Raw genomic sequence first — 24,576 nt, 5'->3', positions numbered from 1 at the left:
GTCATTATAATTCGATAGATCACCTAATACTATTATTGTTCAAAATTTAATTATATTTTTATGAAAAAAATGATGTGTATAGAAGAAAACTCTTTGGATGACATTGTAAGATCACTTTTGATTAAAATTAAAGATGATGGTACAAAGCAAAAAAACAGCAAAGGTGAAAATACAGAAATCCTAGGTGTTTATGTGAAATTAACAAATCCCCTAAATAGAATAAGTCTCTCATTTGAAAAACAAATTTTTGTAAGTCCTCTAGGAGAATTTTTTTGGTATATGTCTGGTTCCAATAATTTAGATTTTATTAAATATTATATTCCAAAATATAAAGACTTTTCGAATGATAACATGACTCTTAACGGTGCTTATGGTGCTAGATTATTTGATAATGGAAATATTTCTGAAAGTCAAGTGCATAAAATTGTAAAATTGCTTAAAAATAAAAACAGTACAAGACAGGCAGTAATTCAAATTTTTGATAAAAAAGATTTGGATATCGAAGACAATTTAGATATACCCTGTACCTGTACATTGCAATTTTTTATTAGAAATAATAAGTTAATTTTATTTGTAACTATGAGATCCAATGATGTCTTTATAGGCTTGCCACACGATATATTTTGTTTTACAATGTTGCAGGAAATGATTGCTAGAGAATTGAATATTGAACTCGGAAATTATCATCATTTTGTAAGCAGTTGCCATTTTTACAAAAAAGATGAAAAAAAAATAAATCGATATTTGAAAGAAGGTTTTCAATCTTCCATAACACAAATGGATAAGATGCCGAATACAACTACATTTGAAATTTTTAATATTGTTCAAAAGGCAGAAGTTGATATAAGAAACCAAATCGAATTTGATATAGAACTTTTAAATTTAGATACTTATTGGAAAGATATTTTATATATCTTAAAGATTTTTTCTATTAAAGAAAAATATCAAAATAGTGAACTTAAAATTAGAATCTTTGAATTGTTAAAGATGGTTGGAAACGTTAATTACAAAAAATATTTAATTGAAAAATATAGACTGAATGAAAAATAGTGAATTATATAGAGATATTGAAACAAGATTGTTAAAGTATAAAAAATCCGTAAGCCTACCTGGAATAATTAAACCCGAAGTGGAATCAAACTTTATAAGGCAATTTATAGATAGTTATAAACGCATAAAATTTATTGAAGTATTAAAAAGTAGACCTATAGACATTAGAAGAAAGAATCCAAACTCTGATTTATTTGATCCAATTCAATCTGCGATTCTACATTATAGAGAGAATAATATAAACGAAGCCGTTTGGAACATTTTGCTCTATGTACATTTTGGGAAAACAATTAGTAAAGGATATGGTTTATTAAAGGCTGTATATGGAAATCTTGGTAAATCGCAAATTTGGAGTTTGGAAAATTTCAAAAATGATATTTCGGGTTTTAGAGACTGGTTAGATGATAATCAAATTCAAATAAAAAATTTGGGAGGTTTCGGAAATCATAGAAAATACCAATCTATTAGGGCAAATGCAAAATCAACTACCTATCAAACATTAGAATCTTTTTTAACTCTAATCAACAATGATTTTGAGACATTCATATCTTCTATTCCAACAAATATAAAATCTGATAAGTATAAGTTTTTTGATTATCTCTTCAAACATTTCGGTGGAATAGTTGGATTTGCTAGATTGGCAATATTCGATTTTTTATGTATGATAGGAAAAGTCGGAATTCTCGATATTGAACCGGCACATCCATATTTAGGAAATTCGGGTCCAGTAACTGGTGCTAAATTATTATTTGGTGACCACAAAAATCTTAAAGAATTGAACATCGCTTTAAAAGATTTAGGTGACAATAATTTCGTAGATTACCCTTTTAGAATGCAAATTTTAGAAGACAGTATTTGTAATTGGCAGAAAAAACCGGGTACTTATAAATTATTTAATGGCTAAATTTTCAATACTATACTTAAAAGAGTTTTTAATTTCATCTATGTCATATCTTCTTTTATACCCGTTTAAATAAGCGGGTTTTATTAATCCCTTTTTTTGCAATTGTCCAACAACTATACCAGCAGATACATTTGCATCCATAGCAAAATGCAATAGTTTCTTTTTATTGCCATTGATATTACCTAACCTTTCTTTTAATTGCAAAGGTATTAATGCTTCCTCTGCAAATAAGTTTGCTTCCAGTTCTTCTTCATCCAATTGAACGTTTTTTTCAGTTAAGTTTTCCACTTCAAAATTTAAAAACTTCTTTTCATGCAAAATAACGTGTCCTGCTTCGTGAAAAAATGTAAACCAAAATTGATCGTCTGTTAAATACCTGAAACTTAAAATTAATAAAGGATTTCCATCTTTGGTAAAATTTGTAACCCCATAAACTTTACAACGTTCGGGCGCTCTTTGAATAGACAAAATAACACCGCATTCATAACATATTTCAATTAATTTAGGTATGAAAACTTTTGGTGATTTTGTACGAGTAAGTTGTTTAATTTCATTCTCTAACTTGATTAAAAAATCTTCTCTATTGTATTTTGGGTATTTGATGTTTTTAATATGTAACTCCCCCATTCGAAACCACGCTACAACTGAACTTTTTTTAGAGTCAAATCCTTCTGATTTTCGAAAAGAAAGATTACTTTTATTTAAATATTTAATTTTCCATTCAAAAATACTATTTACCTCAAAAAAATTTAATAATTCTTTATAGAGATTTGTTTTCGATTTTAGGTAACCCGCATCAGCAATTTCTTTGATAGGAAAACTATTAATCCATTCTTCTTTTTCAGTTGAATCTATCATCTTAATACGCTCGCTGAAAATCTTTTGTTTATTCAACCAAAATTCTGATGAGTTTTTAAATATTTCTGAAAGTGTATTTGCAATTTGAATGTCAATAGAGGTCTTTCCTTCAAGCAAATCATTTGCATTGATTGATTTCTTATTTAGAATATCTATAATGTCTTCAATGTTGAAATTATTGTAATTAATAATATCACGAATAGTTTCACTTGGACTTGATACCCAGTTTGGATTGAAAGTCATAATTGTATTTTTATAAGTTTTATCCTTGTTATAATTTGTCTTAATTGAAAATCCTGAAATAATTTTACATTTTCTGGAATTTCAAATTTTAAAAATTGTGTTTCGTCTTTATTAAAATAATATGTAATAAAAATTTTCTCATTTTTATTTTGATCAATTATTGTATTTCCAAATCCAATATCAGAAAAATCTTTTGCAACCTCAATATCAGACAATCTTTTAAACAATATCAATGCTAATTCAATACCATATCTTTCAATTGCGAATTCGTAATCCTCGCAAATATTTCGTAATATTTTATTTTCAAAGGAGATTTTCAAAACAAATATTTATATGAAAATTATTGCGAAAAAATTTAAAAAATCATTTGATTTTGTTTCCAACATCTAAAATTTTTTACCACCAATTTGCATCCTAGTTTGTCTTTTATGATCTTCCCTAGTCTTGTTGTATTCTAGTTTTTCTTTAATTGCACCTCCAATATCATATTCCCATCTACCACAATAATCCATTATTCGAATTATCGCATCTGCTAATTCAACTTCAGCCATTGGTCTTGATGGTAAATGAGAGTCCATTAATCCTTTCCTTTCTCCTTCTAATGCTTCCGAAATTTCTGAATGCATTAATGATATCATCTCACCTTTGTTTTTATCTAAAATTTTACCATTTTCATCAGTGTGCCACCCATTTTTAAAAGACTCGCTAAAACATAGGTCTCTTAACTCGTTGACTTTCTTTTCTAAATCGTTCATTTTATATATAAAATTGGATTTTCAAATATACATTTTAAATTTTCAAATCATTTATTTATCTAAACATTCACCTAAAAAAGATAATTTATTTTCATGTGTTTTTCCAATTTAAAGCAACTGAAAAATAATTATTGAAATAGAATCCACAGTTATTTTTTTAGTTGAAATTGCATTATTTTATTCTACCATATTTCTCTTCAGACTACATTATGAAAATAAAACAATCTATTCCAGGAGAAGCACTTATTTTCGGAAATTGTGTTCCAATTCCTACCCATTTAAAAATACATTTAGCAGATCCTTCACCTGATAGTGAGAATTGTGTTATATATTATGAGTGGTATAGTAAAAAGAAGTAAACATTTAGTTTCAAGAAGCATAACAGGTTCCAATTAGACAATAACATTATAAAATATTAAAACACTTTAAAGTGATTATAATGTAAAATTATAAATACATTTTCACTTTATAGTTTAATTTGTATATCTTTGCATAAATAAAATGGTTTGACAACGAAGGATGAAGTTTCCCAATTTTTGAGACAATTAAAATCTGTACGAAGTGTTGGGCAATTGTTTTTTGCTGACAGATCCGTCAACAAGCAGACGATATTAGATTTAGAAATCACAGCAAAACAGAGAGAAATCTGTATTAATGAACTGGTTTTGGAGGATTATTCCGAAGGTCCTTTAGATAACGACCAGTATGGTTCAAGTCCCATGTGGGTATTTGGTAAAACCATCAAAAACAAGGAAATATATATTAAAATTACAGTTTCAGAACTTAACGTAATATGTATCTCTTTCCATACCTCACAGTATTCTATGAATTACCCTTTTAAGTGAAAACATTATGAAAAGCCCTTACACAGGACAAGACATGAAACTGAAAAAAGAAATCAGAACAGTAAGTTTCAGAAAACAAGAAATCGAATACACAAACCTCAATTATTATTGTGAAGAAAGTAAAGAGAGTTTTGTAACGACAGAATTGGATGAATTAAATTTAAAAATAATTCATAATAAATATAGGGAAATGAATAATATTCCTTTCCCGGAAGAAATCAGCAAACTTCGTAAGAAATATGGATTGTCTGCAGCAAAGATGGGAGAACTTTTTGGTTTTGGTCCCAATCAATATGCATTGTATGAAAGTGGGGAAATCCCAAGTCTTTCAAATGCAAAATCAATAAGTTTAGCATTAAATCCTTCCATCTTCAAAACTATGATCATCGATAATCATGGGGTGTTAAAAGAAAAAGATTACAAAGCAGTTCTATCGAAAATAAATTTTGAAATTCTTGAAGAAAATGATTTTTCATTGAAAAATTATTTATTAGGAGATTGTGATCCAGATGCATTTACAGGATATAAAACGCCCGATTATGAAAAGTTGGCAAATATGGTTGTTTATTTCGCAGGGCATCTAAAACCACAAAAAACGGTATTGAATAAATTATTGTTTTATTCAGATTTCGGACATTACAAGAATTATGCTTCTTCTATAACAGGTTGCAGATATGCAGCGATTGCGAGAGGTCCAGTTCCAGATAAGTTTAGAAGTTTATTTGAGAAAATGGAAAATGATTATTTTATTGATATAAAATATGTAGAATATCCAGATGGTAAAGTAGGGGAGAAATTTATCCCTAATTCAAATTATGCTTTCAATATTGATTTGTTCGATAAAACGGAAATGAATATGATGGAGAAAGTAAAAGATTGTTTTAAGGGAAAAACAACTAAAGAAGTGGTAGATTTAAGTCACCAAGAATCAGCGTGGTTAGATAATCAAGAGAACAAAGCATTAATTAATTATGATTATTCTTTTGATTTGAATCTGTTTTAGAGCAGTATGAAAATAAGGCGAATTATAAAGTTATAACTAACTATTTTTTTAATAGCCACTTTTGGATTGAATAGTTATTACTAAAATTTGAATAATTTATGAATAGGTATAGTGGAACAAATGATTACTATCCGAAAAATTTAGGAATTATTTCCTACGCGGATAATTCCAATGAAGATTGGCAGAATTACAGAAAATCAATAATAGAATCTCGGACAAAAAGCCAAGATGATTTTGAAAAATATTTAAATATTTTTAGTAGTGGTGGTCTTTTGATTGGATTAACTATTTTGGGCAAATTGGTTGAAACTGCAGACGATTTTAAATTTGAATATTTCGTAACTACAGGTAGTTTAGTCTTTGTAGTAAGCATTTTGTCAAATGTGTTTTCGCATTACAAAGCAATTGCAAATGATGATAAAACAATTAGTGAAATAGATATCCAAGATGTTGCAATCTTAAACAAAATTGATAGGAGGAACAAAACAGTAAACCGATTGAATATTGTTTCATTAACTGCGATACTATTAGGAACTTTACTATTGATCCTTTTTTTAATTTTAAATATTTAATTATGAGCAAGAAAATAATAATTCCGCAGGCAAAACCAACTAATTCGCCAGATAAACCTAAACCAATAAATGAAGAAAAAGGTAGAACTTCTCAAAAACCTTCCTTTTTAATAAAACCTAAAAAGTAGTTATGAGCAAAAAAGAAGCATCAAAACCTGCAATTGTTAAGACGATAGTTCCAGGCGTGAAAATAGGATTGGGAAGAGCATCTTTGCCTACAACCAACTTGAAGCCACCGAAAAAGGGTTAATTGATTTTGCTGTGAGAGTACATCATCATCACGGAATTTAGAGAAAAGTATTCTGTAACTTAAACAGCAGTTATTAATTTTTTATGAAAAGAGAAATTTATTTAAAGGAGATAATTGAGGAGTTCAGTATTTTGAAAAGTAAAATTGAACTTTTATCTAAATCTAACCTTCTTGATATTAATCTGATTTCCGAATATCATATTCAGGAAATTTTAAATATTGTATTTGATTTGCAACTTGTCAATTCTAATTACCAAAGTAAAAATGCAAAGGCAATTGATTTACAAGATGAAGTTAATTGTATTGCAGTTCAAGTTACTTCAAATCCTAGGAAATTGAAAATTCAAGAAACCTTAAATAAATTTTTTAATAATACACTCGAAATTAAATATAGCACGCTAATAATCTTAATTTTAGGAAAAAAACAATTAAAATATACTAACCTTCTTGTAAAAGAGGGTTTTAATTTTAATGCTGATCAACATATTATTGATTTTGAAAATATAACTTCCCGATTGTTAATATTATCTACAAAGAAGATAGAACAAGTTAGGAATATTTTAAAAAGTGACAGATTGCCTACAGTTGCAAACCAAAGTGCGAAATCTGTATTTAAGTCCAAGCAATTAATAAGAAAAAAAATTGTTAAAAATTTAATAGAGACAACCGATAAAAACATATCGACAGTCAATTATTACGATCCTTCTTATAAATTTATTTATGTAGATTTAATTATTAGTTCTATTAGCGATAAATCTTATCCAAATTTTGAAGATGAAAAAACGGGAGAAAGGGCAGATTGGTACAAAGTATTTTCACACGATCTCAATGAGCATTATTTGGAAGTTGTTTCTTGGTATAATGTTGAGATTGTTTATACCAAAGACGGAAAATGGAATTATTTAAATGAAAGGGATAAAAAATCTATACCTGAAAATTTAATGATTGGGAATTTTGGAGTTTTGGAGCGTATAGCATTAGAAAATATTATTGACGTAGATATGGATTGTGAAGATCCAATTATTTTTGTGCAATTTGATAATCACAAGGCTTGTTTTGAAGAAATTCCATTCAGTCCAGGTTATTTTAATAATGCTCAAGATTATAGAGTTGTCATTTACTTTGAATTAAAAAATCTTGATAATAACTTGTAGTTATAATGTTCTAGTTATAGAAGAGCAATTCTCAATTTGTCCTATTTTATAGCAGTAAAAAAATATATTCTATAAAGCCTACCCATATTTGCAAGATGAAATTGCAAGCAAAAATTATTTAATCAGCAATTCCTAAGCAAGGAGGTGGTAACCAATCAATTATTATTGAATTCAGTGATAATAAGGTAAAACAATATTTTGAAGTTTTAATAGAAGATTTTGATGCTTATAATTGCAAAGCTCGGTGTAATTGACCATCCAAATTTGGTTTAAAGTGGCCATCTAATTTCGGTTTGAATTGACCACCTTTTTTTAGTGAAAACGATTATTTTTCATGTGGTAATTTGTACTCAAATATAATTAATCTTCTGCATTTGTAACTAAACCTGCGCAAATCAATCACAGGTATTTTCTTAAACCTGCGTAATTTAAACATAGGAGCAAATAATTGAATACGTAAATGAAACATAGGTTATTGCGTAAAATAAACATAGGTTAGATTTCAAACCTGCGTAAATCAAACACACGTCCAAATATTTAAATGCGTAAATAACACACAGGTAAATGAGTAAAACAATCATAGGTCAGTTCTAAAACCTGCGTAAAATAGTAACAGCACATGCGTAAATTAAATATAGGTTTCCAATCAACCTGCGTAAAATAATACTACGCAAATTTCTTTTCTTTTTTTCAAGCAATCCTTTCCAACGATTTGTAAATCAATTATTTATCAACAGTAAAAGTGGTTTTTCAGAACTCTTAATAATAGGGTGGATGTGAATAGCAAGATGTGTCTTTGTACCCACAACTTTTCAAGTTGGGACACAAAGACGAATCTTGCCTTTTTTGCAAAAAGGGAAAAAACTTCGGAACTCGTTTTTCTATTTTCAAAGAAATTTTGAATAACCATCCAGATAAAGCCAGATCACTCTTTTTCACACTTTTTTTATTCATTTACCATCCAGACGCATAGTTTATAGCCCAAACCCTTTGCTGGCTATTGTTTTGAAGCATTTGTATTCTCAATTTTGTCCCGAAATAATTACACAATTTTATGGCAAGACTACTTTACATACTATTTCTTTTTGCAACACTATCGCTTAATGCACAAGTCGGAATAAATACAGAAACTCCCGAGACAACGCTGGACGTTGTTGGTAAACCAAATGACACCAATCATTACGACGGCATCATTCCACCAAGAATTACAGGCGATCAATTAGCAGCAAAATTTTATACTTCTTCAAAAAAGGGAACAATCGTATTTGTTACCACAGTACCCAGTAATATTGCAGGTCAGGTGATCCATGTTTTGGAAACAGGACTTTATTATTTTGATGGAAATGTTTGGAAACCATTTGAAGACGATACTCTTGAAGATGTTGTAGGAAGAGGCAATTATTCTCCTGAATATATTTCATTTATCGGAAGCACTGCAAATCCATTGCGAGATGGAGCAGTAGGAATGGACAAGAATACCTATTCCATTTTTTTCGGAAATATGAATCCAAACCATACCGGAACATACAATTTGTCTCAAGGTTATGGAGCACTTCAAAATTTAACTTCTGGAAAATCAAATACCGCAATTGGCAGTTTTAGTCTGAAAGGTTTGACAATTGGTGAGTATAATACTTTCGTAGGATTTGCTTCAGGATATGATTTTCTAAATCCAAATAAAGAAACAACTGGAAATGTAAATGTCGCGGTAGGAAATTCTACTTTCTCATCAATTACTTCTGGTTACAAAAATGTAGCAGTAGGTCAATCTACATTGAAGGAATTAACAATTGGTTCTTACAATACCGTTGTTGGTCAAAATTCAGGAGCTTTCATTACTACGGAAAATAAAAATGTGATGCTTGGAGCGCAAAGTGGAGCTTACGTCAAAGGAGAAAATAATGTTTTTATAGGAACTGGAGCAGGACATAGCAATACGGTAGATGTTGTAGAAAATGTAAGTAACAGATTGGTAATTCATGGAAACGCCAATCTTATTCCGCAGCCAAATATTGGTACAGAAAACATGGTAGATCTAAGTGCATCATGGACTAATGGATTGATTATCGGAGATTTTGCACAACGTTGGGTAAAGTTTAATGGGAGATTTCAAATCAACCCAAACTACATTAGCAACGCTACAACTTCTTATACCAAAATGTTGGTTTATAATCCTTCTGATGGCGAAATCGCAACTCAATCTTTACCAGCTATTATTTCTGTTCCGCAACCACCTCAAACTGGTACTTTCATATTAAAATCAGTTGATGGTGTGATGCAATGGGTTTTATATTAATTGAAAAAGTTTAAAGAAATCATCAAGAATTTAGATAAAATAAAGGAGAAAGCAGAAGCCATTAAATTCCGAATTTCAAAAGAAAAGAAAAGCAATTGGAAAAAAATCTGCGTTGAAAAGCAAACCACATTAACCAGTTTAATTATTGATTCCGTAGAAAACAGAATTTTAGATCAAGAGAGAAAAGAAATCCTGGCGTTCATTGAAAAACAGGATAATCTATTTGTGAAAATAGAAACCAACATCAACCAAGTTGCAAGAATTGCAAACGGTCAAAAGTTCATCAGTGAAATTGAACTCGGAAAATTTTCAGAAAAATTAGCAGAAATAGTTCAGTTGAAGAAGGAACAAAATAAAATTTTTGGAAAGATTTATTCAATGCTTGCAAAATGATTGTCAAAATGATGAAACCGGCAGGAAACAGTTTTCCAGCAGTAAATTACAACGATAAGAAAATTAAAAAAGAGAAAGGCGAATTAACATTAATGAAAAATTTTCCCTCTTTTATTGATAAAGATAGCAATAAACATCAAGTGAGAAATTATCTCCGTGCAATATCAATCGGAAATAAAAAGGTTTTAAAACCACAATTTCACGCAATGATTTCGACGAAATTTCGAGAACACAGCAAAGAAGAATTAACAAAAATTGCAGATAATTTCATGAATGAAATGGGTTATGGAAAACAGCCATTTATAGTGGTCTTTCATGCGGATACAGATAATAACCACGTCCACATTGTAAGCACAAGAGTTGATAAATCGACAAGGAAAAAGATAAATGACAGTTTTGAAAAACTCAAATCGCAGGAAGCATTAAATAAAGCATTAGAGAAAATTTACAATCTGAAACCAGATGAAGAACTTGAAAAAATATTGAATTATAAAGTAAGCACATTTTCTCAATTGGAAATTTTATTGGAAAGAAGCGGTTTTGTGCTGATTGAAATTAAGAACGGTGAAAATGATTTTGACATTTTAAAAAACGGAGTTAAGCAAAAAACGATAAATGGCAATAATCTAAAATTTGAAAAAATAAAGAATGATAGCAGAAAAAACCAGATCAAAGCCATTTTAATAAAATACAAAGAGCTGCATTCCAACAAAGTTTTTAAAGTAGAAGATGCGAGAAAATCGAAATCAGTATTTGGAGAAGAAAGAGCAAATAATTTCCAAGATTTAAAAAAGAAAATTGAATTTGATAGCGAACTGCAAAACACGATGAGAAAGCAATTTGGGATTGATATTGTTTTTCATCACAAAGATCATCATCAACCATTTGGATATACTTTGATAGATCATAAAAGTGGAAAGGTTTATAAAGGCAGTGAAATTTTAGCAATGAATCATTTATTTGAATTTACTACTGAAACGATTGATAAAAAACTTTTTGAGGTATTGAAAGATTATAACATACATAATCAGGAAGCGAAAACAGGTTTGCTCAATTTATTAAATTCAAAGACATTGAATGAAAAACTGTCTGACTTTATGCTTTTTGAAAACAGGAATAGGAAAGATTTGGAAACGTATAGAATTATTCAAAGTGAGGTCAGAGATTTTGTAAAAAATACAAAAGGAGCAGACGAAAGAAAAGAGAGTATTTCGATTATAAAAAATGAAGACGGGAAATTTTATGCAGTACATGAGCAACAACATTTTATTGGTGAATTATCAACTTTAATCGGTGAAAAAGAAACTCATAAATATGCGGATTTGCTGAAAAAAGGAAATGGAAACAGTGAGATTTTGGAAGCAGTAGATGAATTGATATTTGAATTAATGAAATCTTCTGGAACTGCAAAAGATCCTGCGGAAAACGAACTGAAACGAAGAAAGAAAAAACGGAAATAAAGAAAGAAAATGATCATCACGTTTGCAACTCAAAAAGGTGGAACAGGGAAAACAACACTTGCTATTGCCTTTGCCAATTACATTTCGAAAATTTCAGATAGAAATATTAATGTCTTTGATTTTGATTATCAAAGGTCATTTTATCAAAAATGGAAAGAAGATGAATTATTGGATTTGCCAAAATTGTACGATGTAGAAATCATTGGACAAGAAGAAGAACAACCGTTTTCAGATTTTGAAACTATTCTTGAGTTGAAGAAAAGTGAAGAAATTTATTTGTTTGATTTAGCCGGAACGCTTGATGTAAAATACAGCGACTTATTGATTTACAGTGATTTCATCATCATTCCATTTGAATATTCAGATGTATCTGCAAAATCAACTTTAGTGTTTGTGAACTTTTTGGGATTGCTAGAAAGTCAGGCAAATAGAATTTTCATTCGCTCAAAATATGATATGAGTTACAAATATTTGAATCAAGAAGGAATGGATGCAGAATTAAGCAAGTATGGAAATTTATTAGAAAATCCAGTGTACAAAAGAAATATTTTGCAAACAATTCATACCAGAGGACTTTCTTATTGGCAAAAAAATGCAGTGAAAAATTCTTTTAATGAACTAATAACTTACATCAATGAAACTTCGGCAATTAGTTTATAACCCGATAATTTATCCAATTCTATCAATAGAAAAAACAATATTTATGGCAAAATTTTTAATCATTCTTCTTGTACTATATGTGATTTATTACACAGGAAATATCGTTTACGATTTATTTATCAAAAAAGGTAATTCCATTATTACAGAAGAAAGTGATGTTTTTTCGCTCACGGATTATGAAGAACAGAACCGAAGCGATGTGACCACGGTTGGAATTGAAGATGTTGAAAATTTAAACACCCCAAAATCATTCAACAAAAGAGAATTTCCTATAAACGAAGAACCTTCAAAAGAAAGACAAGATATCAATGCTTTACGAGAAAGATTTGAATCCGAGCAAGATATTGATTCTTTTGATCCTACAGCATTTAATCAAAATAATGCAGAAGAGGAAAGTCAGTCTGAAACATCCGACAATGAAGAAGATGAAAGTTCAAAGGAAGATCAAGATATAGCAAAAAAAGCAATCAGAGAACGATTTTTCGATTTTCTCAATCTCGCTGAAACTGCCGTTCAAATGGTTTCAAATATAAATGGTCACAAAGTTTACAATGCGTCATAAAAATAATTTAATCTTTAAAATAACTTAAACACAATGAATCAAATTTCAAAAAAACACAGAATGATGAAAAAATCTTTAACAGCATTTGCAGTACTTTTTTCTATAAGTATGGCTTTTGCACAATCCGGAGGAAGTGCCGCATTAGGAGCAGCAGCAACCACAATTTCAGGATATATCACTGATTTGGGACTGCTCATTTATGCAATTGGAGCAATTGTAGGAACAGTTGGAGGAATCCGAATTTACAACAAATGGACAAATGGTGACCAAGACATCAACAAAGAAATTGTTGGTTGGGGAGGTGCTTGTATTTTCCTGTTGTTGGTTCCAACCTTCATCGCTGCAATATTCTAATGGGCTACTTTTTATATAAGGGGCTCAAAAAACCCCTTATATTTTTCGGACTGAAAGATAAATACATCTATTACGCGATGGGATCCGCAGTTGGCGGTTTGGTATTGGTCGCCATTCTTTCATCAATTATAGGATTTTTCGGGACGATAATCGGTGGTGCAATTGGTGGAGCAGGAGTTTTTTTCAGTTATAAAACCCAAGATTCCAAAGGTTTGTACAACAAAACAAAAAATGAAGACGAGTTGCACATTATCCCAACAAAATTCAGGAACGCAAAACTTTTACCTAAAAAGTAAATATTTACAAATGAAATTGCCATTGGCAGATATGCAAACAAGTCCGATGAAGATTAAGGCGATAACATTTGACCTTTAAAAACAATAAGTATCTACAAATGAAACTAAAGAAAAAAACATTCGAACTTCCTTTTATCGGTTATGATTACGGAAAAGACAACAAATGGAATTTTGATGTTTTGATCGGGCAGTTTGGCAATCCCATTATCGGAATAAAAATTAAAAATAATGTAGAACAATATTCTGCGGATCCAGATGCTTACTTGCATTTTCATACAATTTTAAACCAGGTTGTAGCAATTATTGGAGAAAATCATATCGTCCAAAAGATTGATATTTTCAGTAGAAAAAAATATTCCGCAGAAAATTCAAACGAATTTTTGCAACAAAAATATTCAGAACATTTTGATGGTAGAATGTTCAAAACGATTGATACCATTCTCTTATTCACCGATATTGTAGATCAAAATACCAATAAAAACAAATACGCTTTTTCCGAAAAAGAGTATAAAAAATTGAGAGATAAATGTCTGAAAATATCTATGCTTCTCGCTCAAAATGAATGTGAACCAGAATTTTTACGAGAAAAAGATTTTGAGCATTACATCAGTGGAATTTTATCGATGAATTTTTCAGAAATCCCTTCTTTTGATAATATCAAAGCCACGCATGAACATTTGATTATTGGAAACAAATTTGTAAAAACCATCAGTTTTGTTGATGTTGAAAAAATTGAATTGCCCTCTGAAATTGAGACCTATTCTTATTTAGGCGGAAATGGTTCGGCTTCCGAAACTGCGGTGGATAATTTTTCATTCATCAATGAATTGGAAGATTATCATACAATCGTTTACAATCAAATTATTTCCATTCCCCACCAATCTTCAAAACAGAGAGAATTAGAAAAAAAGAAGAAAAAACACGAAGGAGTGGCAAATAATTCTCCGTCAAATGCAATAGTTGCAGAGGAAATAGATGAACTGCTTCATAATATTGCGATGGACGGACAACTCATTGTAGATGCTCACTTTTCCATTTCCTATTCCACAGGATCTCTGGAAAAAATGGAAGAAACACAATCTTTGATTGAAAATAAACTCTTTATGAAAGGAATTATCGTTTCGCAAAATTCCTACAATCAATTAGAATTATTCCGCTGTTGTCTTCCCGGAAATGCCGTGGAACTGAAATCTTATGATCTATTTACAACGACAAGCGAAGCTGCCTTGTGTTTTTTTTTTAAAGAAAGTTACCCCGTGAACGAAGAATCTAATTTTTACTTACGATTTACCGATAGACAAGGCGTTCCCTTAAAAATTGATCCATCAGATCTACCTATGAAAACAGGAAGAATTAATAATCGAAATAAATTCGTTCTTGGTCCATCAGGATCTGGGAAATCTTTTTTAATGAACAATATTGTGGAGCAATATCTGACTTATAATTATGATGTAATCATTGTAGATACAGGAGATTCCTATTCTGGATTGTGCGCGTATAAAGGTGGGAGATACATTCAATACACTGAAGAAAAGCCGATTACGATGAATCCTTTTTTAATGGATAAAGAAGAATTCAACATTGAAAAAATAGAATTTCTAACCAATCTAATTTTTTTGATTTGGCAGGGAGCAGATGCAGCGATGAGTTCAACTCAAAAATCCATTTTAGATAATGTTTTGATGTCTTACTATCATCAATTTTTCAATGGAGGAAGTGATTGGTATCAAGACAAAAGTACTGAAGAACTGTTTCAGTATTTAAGAAAATACAATATTCACGAAGAAGATATTCAAGCGGAATATGAAAATAAGATTAAAGAGAATCAAACCTATTACGACATTCTGGAACTTACGTTTGATGTAAGTTCAAAAGAAGTTCGAGAGAAGGGAAGGAAATTAATTCAATTGTATCATCCAGACAAGAATTCTAATAATCCTGATTATGATGCTACAAAATTCTACAAAGTTTTTGAGGCGTATGAAACATTGAATGATGAAGAGCGAAGAAAAGTTTACGATGAAACGCAACTCATAGTCACGAAAGCAAAATCTATAATCAAAAGACCGGTTGGATCAGAAGAATATGAAGAAGCGATAAAAGGTGCCTTGATAAAAAGGATTGTGGAACTTGAAGAAAAATTGGCAGTACCAGAATTATCTTTTAATAGTTTCTATGATTATTGCGACCAATTTTTGCCGATTTATCTCAATAATAAAAAGCATAAAATAGATGAAAGTGAATTTAAACTTCGGACTTTTTTATTCGTTCTAAAAGATTTTTACAAAGGCGGAAGATATGGGACAACCATAAATGAAAATGCAGACAATACTTTGTTTGATGAGCCATTTATCGTTTTTGAGATTGATAATGTAAAGGATAATCCAAAATTATTTCCAATCGTCACGCTCATCATAATGGACACATTCATTCAAAAAATGCGATTGAGAAAAGACCGAAGAAAGGCGTTAATCATAGAAGAAGCGTGGAAAGCAATTGCTTCAAAACTCATGGGTGGATACATTTTATATCTGTACAAAACCGTAAGAAAATTTTGGGGAGAAGCCGTTGTAGTAACCCAAGAGTTGGATGATATTATTGGAAACACAGTTGTCAAAGATTCTATCATTAATAATTCTGACACATTTATACTTCTGGATCAAACTAAATTCAAAGATAATTTCGACAAAATTGCTTCATTACTATCACTGAATAAAGTAGAGCAAAATAAGATTTTCACCATCAATAATTTGAATAACAAATTTGGTAGAAGTCGTTTTAAAGAATTTTATCTGAAACGTGGTGCAAAAGGAGAAGTGTATGGAAATGAAGTTTCATTGGAGCAATACTTAACCTACACCACTGAAAAACCTGAAAAAATTGCAATCGAATATTATGTTCATGAGTTGGATAATTATGATGAAGCATTGCAATTGTTCATCAAAGATTTCCAAAATCTGGATGATAAAATGGAAAACATGGTTGGTTTGGTCAATCTCTACAAGCAACCTCTGGACGAAGATGTTATTCATTATTATCAGAAAATTAGAAACAAAAATCCAGATCAGAATGTTTTAAAAATTATTGGTCATAAGATCTTGAATCGTGGATTAACATTGAAAGAAATAATTAATTCCAAAAATTTTAAATATGAAAAAGTTTAGCATTTCACTGATGATTCTTGCAGGAAGTTTTGCTTTTGCGCAAAATACCTACATCGATGTGACCACAACATTGGCTTTGAAATTATATTCCGATAATCTGGAAAATCAACAGGAAAAAACCATTGAGCAACAAACGAAACTTCAACAAGCCCAAACATGGGTTGCAACACAAATGACTGTTGCCAATGACATTCAAAATAAAGTACTGAAAGGTTTGAATGAAGTTTCTGGAACGTTAAAAAATGGAGTTCAAGTAGTTACTATTTACAGCGAATTAGACCGTTGTCTTCAATATTCCAGTGATATTTTGACGTTGACAAGCAACAAACCACAATATTCTGTTTTCGGAGTAAAAGCAACGCAAAAAGCCTATGAACAAGTGATAAAATTAACAACCGATGTTACAGATTTATTGAAACCAGGAGAATTAAACCTTGCAACTGCAGGAGATCGCTACAAACTTTTGTTTTCAGTTTCGCAGAATGTGACGATGCTAAAAATTTGGTTACTCGCTACAAAATTAAACATTGAAAGAGCAATTAGACTAGGTTGGTTTCAATCTATCAATCCTTTTCAAGGATACATCAATACGGATATGAGCATTGTAGAAAATATCATGTGGACTTATAAAAATAGATTTTAGACTAAAAATGTTCAAATGAGAAAACTGTTTTTATCAATTTTTTTCCTTGCAGTTTATTTTGTGATTACTTCTTCTGGTGGTAGTGCAACTCCACCTTGGGAAAAGGAAAACGTTTCCTTTCCGATGATGAATCAGGAGATTCGGAATACCATGGAAGAAAATGAAAGGCAGAAAAGTATGAAGAATTGGCAAGATCAAAATCTTGCAACAGAAGTAGTCAACAAAAAGCAGTGGGAGAAATTTAAAGAAACCACTACCAAAATTCAGGATAGATTAAGAATTGTGGATTTTGCAATGCAGGCAATTCCAACAGGTTACGCTATTTTTTTAGAAAGTCAAAAGATCGCAGATATTCAATCAAAAATAATTGATGAAATCCAAACTGCACCCTATTCATTAGTAGTTGTACTTCCCTCACAAATCAAGTTTGTAGAAGATATGAAAATGGTAGTACAACTTTTAACCGGAATTGTGATTTCATACGGAGCAATTAATCAAATGGAAAAAGCAGAAAGAAAAATTCTTTTGGAGTATGCTTTAGGAGAAGTTAGCAATTTGAGGAGAGATTCCCTTTTTATGTTGATGAAAGTACGTGATATAAAGAGAAAAGTAGAATGGACAAAGTTTGTGGTACTCAATTACATCAATAAAGATAAGCAGATAGTAAATCAGATTTTAAGTCAGTTTTAAAACAAACCAAATGAGAATGATGACCATTATTTTAATATCAATTTTTGCAGGAATGCTCTCTGTAAAAGGACAAACTGTGGTATTAAACGATCAATTATTGGCTCAAATAACCAAAAATCAAGCGGTAAGATTGGCGAGTAATGAATCCTTTTTAAATTCTTACGAAAAACAGAAGAAATTATATGAAGATGTCAATCAAAAAATCGCTCAAGTTGTGGCAATTCAAAAATTCATCTATGAAAAATTGACCAATGTAAATGCAGCCATCAAACAGGGAAAACAGTTGTATTACCTCTCAAACACTTTTGTTCAAATTGGACAAAACGCCAATGAAGTACTTTCTCTCACAGCACAGAATCCTCAATATGCTATTCTTTTGAACAGATATTACATCGCAGCAACACAAGAACTTATCAAAATGCAAACGGAATTGGTTAATGATATTTTACGTGAAGATGCAGATTTTTTAATGGATCCATTTGACAGACAAGCGGTGATTCAAAAACTATCTACCAGAGCAAATATGATCAATGGTTATTTGGTTTGCATCCGAATTAGACTGAAAAACGCAAGAAAAATTCCCTACATCTATCAGATTCCGACCATCAATACTTACGTCAATTTAGATAGAGCAATTGTAAAAAACATTATGCAGAATTACCAATTCATTTTTAATTAATAGGCTCATGAAAAAACATTTTTACAAAATAATATTTCTTTTACCTGCAATCTTTTGTGTAATCTTCAGTTTTGGGCAAGTCAAAAAATTGAATGATCCATCAATAGTTGCACACCAAAAAAGAATGGTGTTTGAATCTTGGGGAGACTTTCGTCCCTATCCAAAATACACATTAGGAATCCAGACCAATTTCGCTTACGCTACAGTTTGGGGTTGGTTGTCGCCGAGCAAAAATCAAGATTATAAAAATGGAGCCGATATTCGTCCATTAAAACCAACAGGGTTAGAAGTTCAAAGATTGGTAGAATTAGAATTTCAACGAGCAGAAGCAGAGAAAATCAAGTTACAAGTAGATTCTTTACACACCAGAAATGTTCAAGATCTAGCGCATTGGACATCCGCAACTGTAGAAGCAGACCCACTTTGGTTGTTGTATTATAAAAAAATGCTAAAACCTTTAAATCTATTTTCAGAAAATCCTCAAAATTATTTTGAATGGCAATTGAAAGATGATAAAACCTATCAAAATATGCTTGCTAATGGTGGAATTGCTCACTTAAAAAAAGAATTGGATTTACTAAAAGACAAATACAAAAACTCCCGAACATTGGATATGCCTCGCGGAAAAAGATTTTTGATGTACCACGAAACTTTGATTGGTTGGCGGAAATTTAATCAACAAATTAGAGCATTTGACCAAAAGAACACCCTTTTTCTGGATTACAAAAAGCTACTCTCAAAATCAAAAATAGATATAGAACCCTATTGGGAACCCAATGATGTTACCATCGTTCATGAAGTAATGATTGCTTATAAAAATAAATTTTAAAAGATGAATAAATATCTAACATTCACAATATGCTTGTGTTTAATTTTTCTCCCAGTAATTGTCTTTGGACAAACCAATAATGCAGATAGTTATAATAAACTTTTACAATTTCTAAAAGGAGATGGTGCTTTTGAAAAATGGTTTATGGAAGCATTTACAACATTAGACACCACAATGGCAGCACAATCTGCGGGAGCAGTAATGTTGGGACAGGCAATTGGTGGTTTCGGTGCTCTATGTTATATGGGATATTTAGGTTGGCAGATGCAGGAAGGAGCAAGACCTTGGGAAGTTACTCCAATGATTCGACCAACCATTATTGCATTTATTTTAATGTATTGGGGAGCATTTACCTCTATGATACAATATCCGCTACAATCTTTAGCAGAACCAGGAATTGCACTTTTTCAAGAAATTGAGCAGGATGCCAATGATTTACGAGTAGAGCGGTTCAAAAAACAAAACCAAATTTTAGAAATTCTCATAAAGCAACAAGCGGAAGAAGAAGCGAAACAAGAAACTTTGGATAAGTTGGAAAATAAAGCTGAAGACAGTTGGTATGACATCGATGTAGATAAATTATTAGCACCTGCAAAAGAATGGTACATGAAAATGGAATTCAAAATTCAGAAAACATTATCAGAAATCATCGAAGCAGTTTCTTTAACCATACTTCGAGTTTGCACCTATCTCATATTTTTCATTCAGAAAATTTGGAGTTACATCTTAATTATTTTAGGTCCGATTGCTGTCGGAATTTCACTAATACCCGGATTTGAAAATTCATTTAGCAATTGGGTGACGAAATTTATCAATATCAATTTATACACTTTTATCACTTACACCATAATTAATATCGGTCAACAATTAATTATGTCTGGTTACCAAATGGAATTGGATAGATATGCTTTGATCATTGATTCAGGTGGCGTTGCAGATATGGAAACACTTCGGGTTTATGTTCAAAATAGTGGCATGATGTACACTGCTTTATTTCCAGCAGTAGCTTACATCGTTACAGGAATTGGAATTTTAATGGTTCCATCTATTGCAGATTCAATTGTTTCTGCAGGTGGAGCAGGAATTATGAGCAAAGGAAAAGCAGCAGGTGCAACGGTTGCAAGTGCAGGAAAAGCAGCAGGGAAAACTGCAGCTGTTGCAGCTTCTGGCGGTTCATCTGCTGTTGCAAATGCGGCAAGAAATATTGCGAGTTCAGTAGCGAAAATGAATAAAAAATAAATCTCAAATCTAACTTCTAATATTTAAAAAATAAAATGCTCGTAAAAAACATAGAACAAAAAATTAAAATCAATAAAACGATTTCGTTAGCATCCATACTTTTTGCTGTAATTATTGTGATTGTGGGATTTGTGTTTGCTTACAAATTAATTGAAGATTCTCGAAAATCACTGTATGTCATTGATAATGGAGTGCCGATTTTGGTAAAACAAACCGATGAACTTTTAAATCGACCCGTAGAATACAAATCTCAAGTTGAATTATTCCATCGCCTATTTTTTACGCTTGCTCCAGATGATCGATACATCAAGGAAAATGTAGAAAAATCTCTGTATTTGATTGACGATAGTGGAAAAAAGGAGTACACCAATTTAAGAGAAAAAGGTTTTTACAATCAAATAATTTCAGGAAACTCTTTGGTAACGGTGCGAAATGATTCTATCAAATTGGATTTACCCAACAAAAAATTCATCTATTACGGAACGCAAATGATCAATCGAAAAAATTCACTTATCATCAGAAAATTAATTACTGAGGGAGATTTTGAGGATATGATCAGAAGTCCAAATAATCCTCACGGTGTACTTCTTCGAAATTGGAGAATTTTAGATAACAGCGAAATTTCTAACAAAGCAAAATCGAATTACTAATGTTAATCAATAAATACAATTTTCTGAAAGAACAGTTTTATTCATCAAAAGAATGGATGATAAAGCATCCCAAAAAGGTTTACGGATATGTGATGTTACTATTAACCCTATCATTTGGATTGATTTTCATTCAATATTTCTATTTCACACCAAAAATTTCTACCAAAAATAATATTCCAAATATGTATTCGGAAAGTGATCAGGTAAAAGCGAAAATGGATGAAACTGAAAAGAAAATGGAGACTGTAGTAAAAGAACTGCAACTTTTAAAAACAAAAAGAGAAAAAGGTCCGCTCACAAAAAACGACAGTCTGCGAATAGAATATTTGTTCAATCAATACCAAACTTTAAAAAATGGACATTAAAAAATTAAACTTTAAACAACCCAAGTACATATTTCCCCTAATTCTCTTGCCAATCGTACTTTTTTTAGGATTTCAAGGAACGAAATATCTGAATAAAGATAATAAAACGGAAGAAAAATCGCAGGATTTATCACTCAATTTGGGAGAAACGCAAGATTCTATTCTGTCGAAAAATGCAGCTTATGATGATTTATTTGAAAGAGGAGACGGTAGATCCATGTTGGATGGAATTGAAAACGATGAAGACAGTTTGCAAAATTATTCCGACAATTTGGATGATAAACAAAAACGCTACATCGATTCATTGAAAATAATGAGAGGATTGAATAATGGATTAGGAAAAAATCCAGCAAATGATTCTTACTACAAACAAGGTTCACAAAGAAATTCTGATGAAAAAGATTTTCAACGTTCCGCCGAAATGATACGAATGCTAAATACTCAAGGTGGTGGAAATTCCAATAGCAATAATTCCAAATCAGAAAATCAATTTGGTTCAAATAAAAAGCAAGAAGAAACCGATCCAGTAAAAATGTTGAAACAACAATTTTTGATGATGGATTCCTTGGAAAAAGCGAAAGATCCAGAATATCAAGCAGCACTTGCTTCTGAAAATAAGTTGAAAAAGAATAAAGAAAAGTTAGAAGCATTTTTGAATACGACTTTAAAAGTGGATAAATCATCCCTCAATCCAAGTTTCAATTTCATAGCAAAAACCAACAATGACAATTTCATAAAAGCGGTTATCGATGAAAATAACAAAGGATATTTAGGTAGTAGAATCCGCTTTCGATTATTGGAAGACATCAATGTTGGTAAGCATAAAATCAATAAAGGAACTATTTTGTATGGTCAGATTTCAGGATTTGCAATGCAAAGGGTGAATCTCAATGTTATTTCAATTTTAAAAGATGGAAATATTTTACCAGTGAATCTTTCTGTTTTCGATATGGACGGAATGCAAGGTTTGTACGTCCCACAAAGCGATTTTCGGGAAATGTTGCGCGAAATGGGAAGCAATTCTGTACAAGGAACTCAAATGGATAGCAGTGGAGAAAGTTTTTTCACAAGTTTATTTTCCAGTTTGTTCAGTTCCACTTCAAAAACAATTTCCAACATGATTCGGCAAAATAAAGCGAAACTAAAATACAATTCCTACATCTATTTAATCAACGATAAAGAACTAAATAAAAACAAAAATGACAAATAAACTAACAAAAAACATTTTGAGTGTCCTTTCACTTTTCTGCTCCATTTTCATTTTTTCACAAACCGAAACTATTGAAAAGCGGGTTGAAGATTTAAAAATTTTAGAAATTTCCAAAGGCGTAAGTCTGCATATAGTTTCTCCAGAACCTATTCAATTTGTGGATTTATCCACCAATAACTTGACAGGAGATTTACCTGCCGAAAACATTGCGAGAATAAAAATAACCGAAAATTCAGTATCAGATTCTACCAAAATCGGCACTAAAATAAATATGAATGATTTGGGAGTAATAACTGTTGTATGTCAGTCTTTTATGGCACAATACAAAGTGAGTTATCTCAATTATAAAAAAGAAGCGGTTACAAACATTCAAATTCAGCCGGAGGATATGCAACCTTTGGAATATCCAAAAATGTCTTTCTCCAACACAGAATTGCAAAAATTTTCGCTTGATATTTTGCGTAAAAAGGAGATAAAAAATCCAATAAGAGAAGTGAAAAGTTTAAAACTCACCATGCAGATTAACAATGTGTATGTCGTAAACGATTACATTTTTTTGGATATGACTTTTCTAAACTCTTCCAATTTAGGATATGATATCGACGCACTAAAATTTTCTGTGGAAGATAAAAAGATTTACAAGGCAACGAATAATCAAAGCATTGCATTACATCCAGTTTATCAATTGTACAACCAGAAACAGTTTAAGAAAAGTTACCGAAATATTTATGTTTTCAAAAAATTCACCTATCCGAATAGCAAAGTGATGAAAATAAGATTGATAGAAGAGCAATTGTCCGGAAGAGCCATAGAAATGAAAGTCAAATATTCAGATATTTTAAACGCAGATACTTTTTAATTTAAGATTGATAAAATGAAAAACGAACTTAAACAAACCATATTACGAGCAAAAGGTGATGAACTAAAATATAAATTTTATTGCTATTTCCTGAATACTTTTTCGATTTATAATAAAAAGTTAAAAATTGAAGGTTCTCATGAAAATATTTTTTATGAACAAGAATACTTTAGGATTGGAAATTTGTCGGATGTTAAAGAATTTTCAATCTGTGGTGGTAACTCAAAGCAAGTAAAAGACATTGAAGAAATTAAACAATTAAAATACCTTAAAATATATTATGAAAATCTAACAAGACAAGAGTTTTCAGAAATAATTAAAAGTGTAAGAAATTTCTACTTGCAGTGTGGTGTTTATATTGACTGTTTAGTAATCGATTCCATAATTGATTTATATTATGATGAATCAGGCAAATATAAAAGTATTTGATTTTTAAAAATTTAAAAAATGCAAGAGCAACAAAACCAAATAAAGATTTACAGTTTTTTCGGTAGTGTCCCACTAACTGTGTAAGTTGAAAAGTTATTCTGAAAAATTTTGAGCCCTTAAAGCTCAAAAAAATTTTTCGGAAATAACTTTTTTACTATTTTTAA

The 24,576-nt window shown here is 30.7% G+C and carries 28 protein-coding genes; 25 read left to right on the top strand and 3 right to left on the bottom strand.

All coding sequences use genetic code 11. The features are described 5' to 3' along the window. Nucleotides 1-60: 60 nt before the first annotated feature. On the top strand, nucleotides 61-1,050 hold the full coding sequence (locus QWY78_RS12380; protein WP_290220285.1) for a thymidylate synthase: 990 nt from the start codon (nucleotides 61-63) through the stop codon (nucleotides 1,048-1,050). Beyond that, complete coding sequence (locus QWY78_RS12375; protein ID WP_290220283.1) at nucleotides 1,040-1,954, top strand: alpha-glutamyl/putrescinyl thymine pyrophosphorylase clade 3 protein; 915 nt, start codon at nucleotides 1,040-1,042, stop codon at nucleotides 1,952-1,954. Before QWY78_RS12380 ends, QWY78_RS12375 begins: the two co-directional genes overlap by 11 nt. Here QWY78_RS12375 and QWY78_RS12370 read toward each other — a convergent pair. The 3 genes from QWY78_RS12370 to QWY78_RS12360 all read right to left on the bottom strand — a co-directional run bounded on the left by QWY78_RS12370 (nucleotide 1,940) and on the right by QWY78_RS12360 (nucleotide 3,810). Next, nucleotides 1,940-3,055, bottom strand: a complete 1,116-nt coding sequence (locus QWY78_RS12370; RefSeq protein ID WP_290220281.1) for an ImmA/IrrE family metallo-endopeptidase — start codon at nucleotides 3,053-3,055, stop codon at nucleotides 1,940-1,942. The two genes, QWY78_RS12375 and QWY78_RS12370, sit on opposite strands and share 15 nt — an antisense overlap. Further along, the gene (locus tag QWY78_RS12365; RefSeq protein WP_290220278.1) at nucleotides 3,052-3,375 is read right to left on the bottom strand and encodes a hypothetical protein; all 324 of its coding nucleotides are present in this window, start codon (nucleotides 3,373-3,375) and stop codon (nucleotides 3,052-3,054) included. Before QWY78_RS12365 ends, QWY78_RS12370 begins: the two co-directional genes overlap by 4 nt. 66 nt (nucleotides 3,376-3,441) lie before the next feature. After that, nucleotides 3,442-3,810 (bottom strand): nucleoside triphosphate pyrophosphohydrolase family protein, encoded by a 369-nt coding sequence (locus QWY78_RS12360; protein WP_290220276.1) that lies wholly within the window; start codon nucleotides 3,808-3,810, stop codon nucleotides 3,442-3,444. A gap of 506 nt (nucleotides 3,811-4,316) precedes the next feature. Here QWY78_RS12360 and QWY78_RS12355 point away from each other — a divergent pair. The 23 genes from QWY78_RS12355 (at nucleotide 4,317) to QWY78_RS12245 (ending at nucleotide 24,412) form a co-directional block, all read left to right on the top strand. Then, nucleotides 4,317-4,655: a hypothetical protein gene (locus QWY78_RS12355; protein ID WP_290220274.1), complete on the top strand. Its 339-nt coding sequence runs from the start codon at nucleotides 4,317-4,319 to the stop codon at nucleotides 4,653-4,655. Between the two features lie 7 nt (nucleotides 4,656-4,662). Continuing rightward, a complete protein-coding gene (locus tag QWY78_RS12350) occupies nucleotides 4,663-5,658 on the top strand; it encodes a type II toxin-antitoxin system antitoxin SocA domain-containing protein (RefSeq protein ID WP_290220272.1) in 996 nt (331 codons plus the stop codon). 98 nt (nucleotides 5,659-5,756) lie between these two features. Continuing rightward, nucleotides 5,757-6,230: a hypothetical protein gene (locus tag QWY78_RS12345; protein WP_290220270.1), complete on the top strand. Its 474-nt coding sequence runs from the start codon at nucleotides 5,757-5,759 to the stop codon at nucleotides 6,228-6,230. A 2-nt stretch (nucleotides 6,231-6,232) separates the two neighbouring features. Beyond that, nucleotides 6,233-6,358 carry a hypothetical protein gene (locus tag QWY78_RS12340; protein WP_290220269.1) on the top strand — a complete coding sequence of 42 codons (126 nt, stop codon included), beginning with the start codon at nucleotides 6,233-6,235 and terminating at the stop codon, nucleotides 6,356-6,358. A 205-nt stretch (nucleotides 6,359-6,563) separates the two neighbouring features. After that, nucleotides 6,564-7,634 carry an SMEK domain-containing protein gene (locus QWY78_RS12335; RefSeq protein WP_290220267.1) on the top strand — a complete coding sequence of 357 codons (1,071 nt, stop codon included), beginning with the start codon at nucleotides 6,564-6,566 and terminating at the stop codon, nucleotides 7,632-7,634. Nucleotides 7,635-8,688: 1,054 nt separating this feature from the next. Continuing rightward, entirely contained in the window at nucleotides 8,689-9,930 is a 1,242-nt protein-coding gene (locus tag QWY78_RS12330; protein WP_290220265.1) for a phage tail-like protein, read from the top strand. Next, nucleotides 9,931-10,323, top strand: a complete 393-nt coding sequence (locus tag QWY78_RS12325) for a hypothetical protein (protein ID WP_290220263.1) — start codon at nucleotides 9,931-9,933, stop codon at nucleotides 10,321-10,323. 8 nt (nucleotides 10,324-10,331) lie between these two features. Then, nucleotides 10,332-11,783, top strand: a complete 1,452-nt coding sequence (locus tag QWY78_RS12320) for a relaxase/mobilization nuclease domain-containing protein (protein WP_353960534.1) — start codon at nucleotides 10,332-10,334, stop codon at nucleotides 11,781-11,783. 9 nt (nucleotides 11,784-11,792) lie between these two features. Further along, nucleotides 11,793-12,443, top strand: a complete 651-nt coding sequence (locus QWY78_RS12315; RefSeq protein WP_290220259.1) for a ParA family protein — start codon at nucleotides 11,793-11,795, stop codon at nucleotides 12,441-12,443. A 43-nt stretch (nucleotides 12,444-12,486) separates the two neighbouring features. Next, nucleotides 12,487-13,005 carry a hypothetical protein gene (locus QWY78_RS12310; protein WP_290220257.1) on the top strand — a complete coding sequence of 173 codons (519 nt, stop codon included), beginning with the start codon at nucleotides 12,487-12,489 and terminating at the stop codon, nucleotides 13,003-13,005. A 60-nt stretch (nucleotides 13,006-13,065) separates the two neighbouring features. Beyond that, complete coding sequence (locus tag QWY78_RS12305; RefSeq protein ID WP_290220255.1) at nucleotides 13,066-13,359, top strand: DUF4134 family protein; 294 nt, start codon at nucleotides 13,066-13,068, stop codon at nucleotides 13,357-13,359. Between the two features lie 77 nt (nucleotides 13,360-13,436). After that, the gene (locus QWY78_RS12300) at nucleotides 13,437-13,655 is read left to right on the top strand and encodes a hypothetical protein (protein ID WP_353960533.1); all 219 of its coding nucleotides are present in this window, start codon (nucleotides 13,437-13,439) and stop codon (nucleotides 13,653-13,655) included. A 98-nt stretch (nucleotides 13,656-13,753) separates the two neighbouring features. Then, nucleotides 13,754-16,819, top strand: coding sequence for a TraG family conjugative transposon ATPase (locus QWY78_RS12295; protein ID WP_290220250.1), 3,066 nt, complete (start codon nucleotides 13,754-13,756; stop codon nucleotides 16,817-16,819). Beyond that, complete coding sequence (locus tag QWY78_RS12290; RefSeq protein WP_290220248.1) at nucleotides 16,806-17,462, top strand: hypothetical protein; 657 nt, start codon at nucleotides 16,806-16,808, stop codon at nucleotides 17,460-17,462. Before QWY78_RS12295 ends, QWY78_RS12290 begins: the two co-directional genes overlap by 14 nt. Nucleotides 17,463-17,477: 15 nt before the next feature. Next, nucleotides 17,478-18,152, top strand: a complete 675-nt coding sequence (locus QWY78_RS12285; RefSeq protein WP_290220247.1) for a hypothetical protein — start codon at nucleotides 17,478-17,480, stop codon at nucleotides 18,150-18,152. 10 nt (nucleotides 18,153-18,162) lie between these two features. Continuing rightward, a complete protein-coding gene (locus tag QWY78_RS12280; protein ID WP_290220245.1) occupies nucleotides 18,163-18,831 on the top strand; it encodes a hypothetical protein in 669 nt (222 codons plus the stop codon). A 7-nt stretch (nucleotides 18,832-18,838) separates the two neighbouring features. Further along, on the top strand, nucleotides 18,839-19,660 hold the full coding sequence (locus QWY78_RS12275; protein WP_290220242.1) for a hypothetical protein: 822 nt from the start codon (nucleotides 18,839-18,841) through the stop codon (nucleotides 19,658-19,660). 3 nt (nucleotides 19,661-19,663) lie between these two features. Further along, on the top strand, nucleotides 19,664-20,899 hold the full coding sequence (locus tag QWY78_RS12270) for a TraJ family protein (RefSeq protein WP_290220240.1): 1,236 nt from the start codon (nucleotides 19,664-19,666) through the stop codon (nucleotides 20,897-20,899). A 35-nt stretch (nucleotides 20,900-20,934) separates the two neighbouring features. Further along, nucleotides 20,935-21,549, top strand: coding sequence for a conjugative transposon protein TraK (traK, locus tag QWY78_RS12265; RefSeq protein ID WP_290220238.1), 615 nt, complete (start codon nucleotides 20,935-20,937; stop codon nucleotides 21,547-21,549). Beyond that, nucleotides 21,549-21,914: a hypothetical protein gene (locus QWY78_RS12260; RefSeq protein WP_290220236.1), complete on the top strand. Its 366-nt coding sequence runs from the start codon at nucleotides 21,549-21,551 to the stop codon at nucleotides 21,912-21,914. Before traK ends, QWY78_RS12260 begins: the two co-directional genes overlap by 1 nt. Further along, entirely contained in the window at nucleotides 21,904-23,124 is a 1,221-nt protein-coding gene (gene traM, locus QWY78_RS12255; RefSeq protein WP_353960532.1) for a conjugative transposon protein TraM, read from the top strand. Before QWY78_RS12260 ends, traM begins: the two co-directional genes overlap by 11 nt. Further along, nucleotides 23,114-23,983, top strand: a complete 870-nt coding sequence (traN, locus tag QWY78_RS12250) for a conjugative transposon protein TraN (RefSeq protein WP_290220235.1) — start codon at nucleotides 23,114-23,116, stop codon at nucleotides 23,981-23,983. Before traM ends, traN begins: the two co-directional genes overlap by 11 nt. 15 nt (nucleotides 23,984-23,998) lie before the next feature. Continuing rightward, nucleotides 23,999-24,412 (top strand): Vir family protein, encoded by a 414-nt coding sequence (locus QWY78_RS12245; protein WP_290220233.1) that lies wholly within the window; start codon nucleotides 23,999-24,001, stop codon nucleotides 24,410-24,412. Nucleotides 24,413-24,576: the final 164 nt, after the last annotated feature.

Source organism: Kaistella yonginensis (genome assembly GCF_030409525.1).
GTDB classification, from domain to species: Bacteria; Bacteroidota; Bacteroidia; order Flavobacteriales; family Weeksellaceae; genus Kaistella; species Kaistella yonginensis.
This window is presented reverse-complemented; position numbering and strand designations above follow the sequence as displayed.

Bases quoted from the DNA above. Each gene is read 5' to 3' on its own strand.
- QWY78_RS12380 (WP_290220285.1), top strand. From the start codon at position 61: ATGAAAAAAATGATGTGTATAGAAGAAAACTCTTTGGATGACATTGTA.
- QWY78_RS12285 (WP_290220247.1), top strand. From the start codon at position 17,478: ATGAGAAAACTGTTTTTATCAATTTTTTTCCTTGCAGTTTATTTTGTG.
- QWY78_RS12330 (WP_290220265.1), top strand. From the start codon at position 8,689: ATGGCAAGACTACTTTACATACTATTTCTTTTTGCAACACTATCGCTT.
- QWY78_RS12310 (WP_290220257.1), top strand. From the start codon at position 12,487: ATGGCAAAATTTTTAATCATTCTTCTTGTACTATATGTGATTTATTAC.
- QWY78_RS12280 (WP_290220245.1), top strand. From the start codon at position 18,163: ATGAGAATGATGACCATTATTTTAATATCAATTTTTGCAGGAATGCTC.
- traM (WP_353960532.1), top strand. From the start codon at position 21,904: ATGGACATTAAAAAATTAAACTTTAAACAACCCAAGTACATATTTCCC.
- QWY78_RS12370 (WP_290220281.1), bottom strand. From the start codon at position 3,055: ATGACTTTCAATCCAAACTGGGTATCAAGTCCAAGTGAAACTATTCGT.
- QWY78_RS12320 (WP_353960534.1), top strand. From the start codon at position 10,332: ATGATGAAACCGGCAGGAAACAGTTTTCCAGCAGTAAATTACAACGAT.
- QWY78_RS12260 (WP_290220236.1), top strand. From the start codon at position 21,549: ATGTTAATCAATAAATACAATTTTCTGAAAGAACAGTTTTATTCATCA.
- QWY78_RS12340 (WP_290220269.1), top strand. From the start codon at position 6,233: ATGAGCAAGAAAATAATAATTCCGCAGGCAAAACCAACTAATTCGCCA.
- QWY78_RS12245 (WP_290220233.1), top strand. From the start codon at position 23,999: ATGAAAAACGAACTTAAACAAACCATATTACGAGCAAAAGGTGATGAA.
- QWY78_RS12275 (WP_290220242.1), top strand. From the start codon at position 18,839: ATGAAAAAACATTTTTACAAAATAATATTTCTTTTACCTGCAATCTTT.
- QWY78_RS12295 (WP_290220250.1), top strand. From the start codon at position 13,754: ATGAAACTAAAGAAAAAAACATTCGAACTTCCTTTTATCGGTTATGAT.
- QWY78_RS12270 (WP_290220240.1), top strand. From the start codon at position 19,664: ATGAATAAATATCTAACATTCACAATATGCTTGTGTTTAATTTTTCTC.
- QWY78_RS12375 (WP_290220283.1), top strand. From the start codon at position 1,040: ATGAAAAATAGTGAATTATATAGAGATATTGAAACAAGATTGTTAAAG.
- QWY78_RS12350 (WP_290220272.1), top strand. From the start codon at position 4,663: ATGAAAAGCCCTTACACAGGACAAGACATGAAACTGAAAAAAGAAATC.
- QWY78_RS12300 (WP_353960533.1), top strand. From the start codon at position 13,437: ATGGGATCCGCAGTTGGCGGTTTGGTATTGGTCGCCATTCTTTCATCA.
- traK (WP_290220238.1), top strand. From the start codon at position 20,935: ATGCTCGTAAAAAACATAGAACAAAAAATTAAAATCAATAAAACGATT.
- QWY78_RS12360 (WP_290220276.1), bottom strand. From the start codon at position 3,810: ATGAACGATTTAGAAAAGAAAGTCAACGAGTTAAGAGACCTATGTTTT.
- QWY78_RS12345 (WP_290220270.1), top strand. From the start codon at position 5,757: ATGAATAGGTATAGTGGAACAAATGATTACTATCCGAAAAATTTAGGA.
- traN (WP_290220235.1), top strand. From the start codon at position 23,114: ATGACAAATAAACTAACAAAAAACATTTTGAGTGTCCTTTCACTTTTC.
- QWY78_RS12335 (WP_290220267.1), top strand. From the start codon at position 6,564: ATGAAAAGAGAAATTTATTTAAAGGAGATAATTGAGGAGTTCAGTATT.
- QWY78_RS12290 (WP_290220248.1), top strand. From the start codon at position 16,806: ATGAAAAAGTTTAGCATTTCACTGATGATTCTTGCAGGAAGTTTTGCT.
- QWY78_RS12315 (WP_290220259.1), top strand. From the start codon at position 11,793: ATGATCATCACGTTTGCAACTCAAAAAGGTGGAACAGGGAAAACAACA.
- QWY78_RS12305 (WP_290220255.1), top strand. From the start codon at position 13,066: ATGATGAAAAAATCTTTAACAGCATTTGCAGTACTTTTTTCTATAAGT.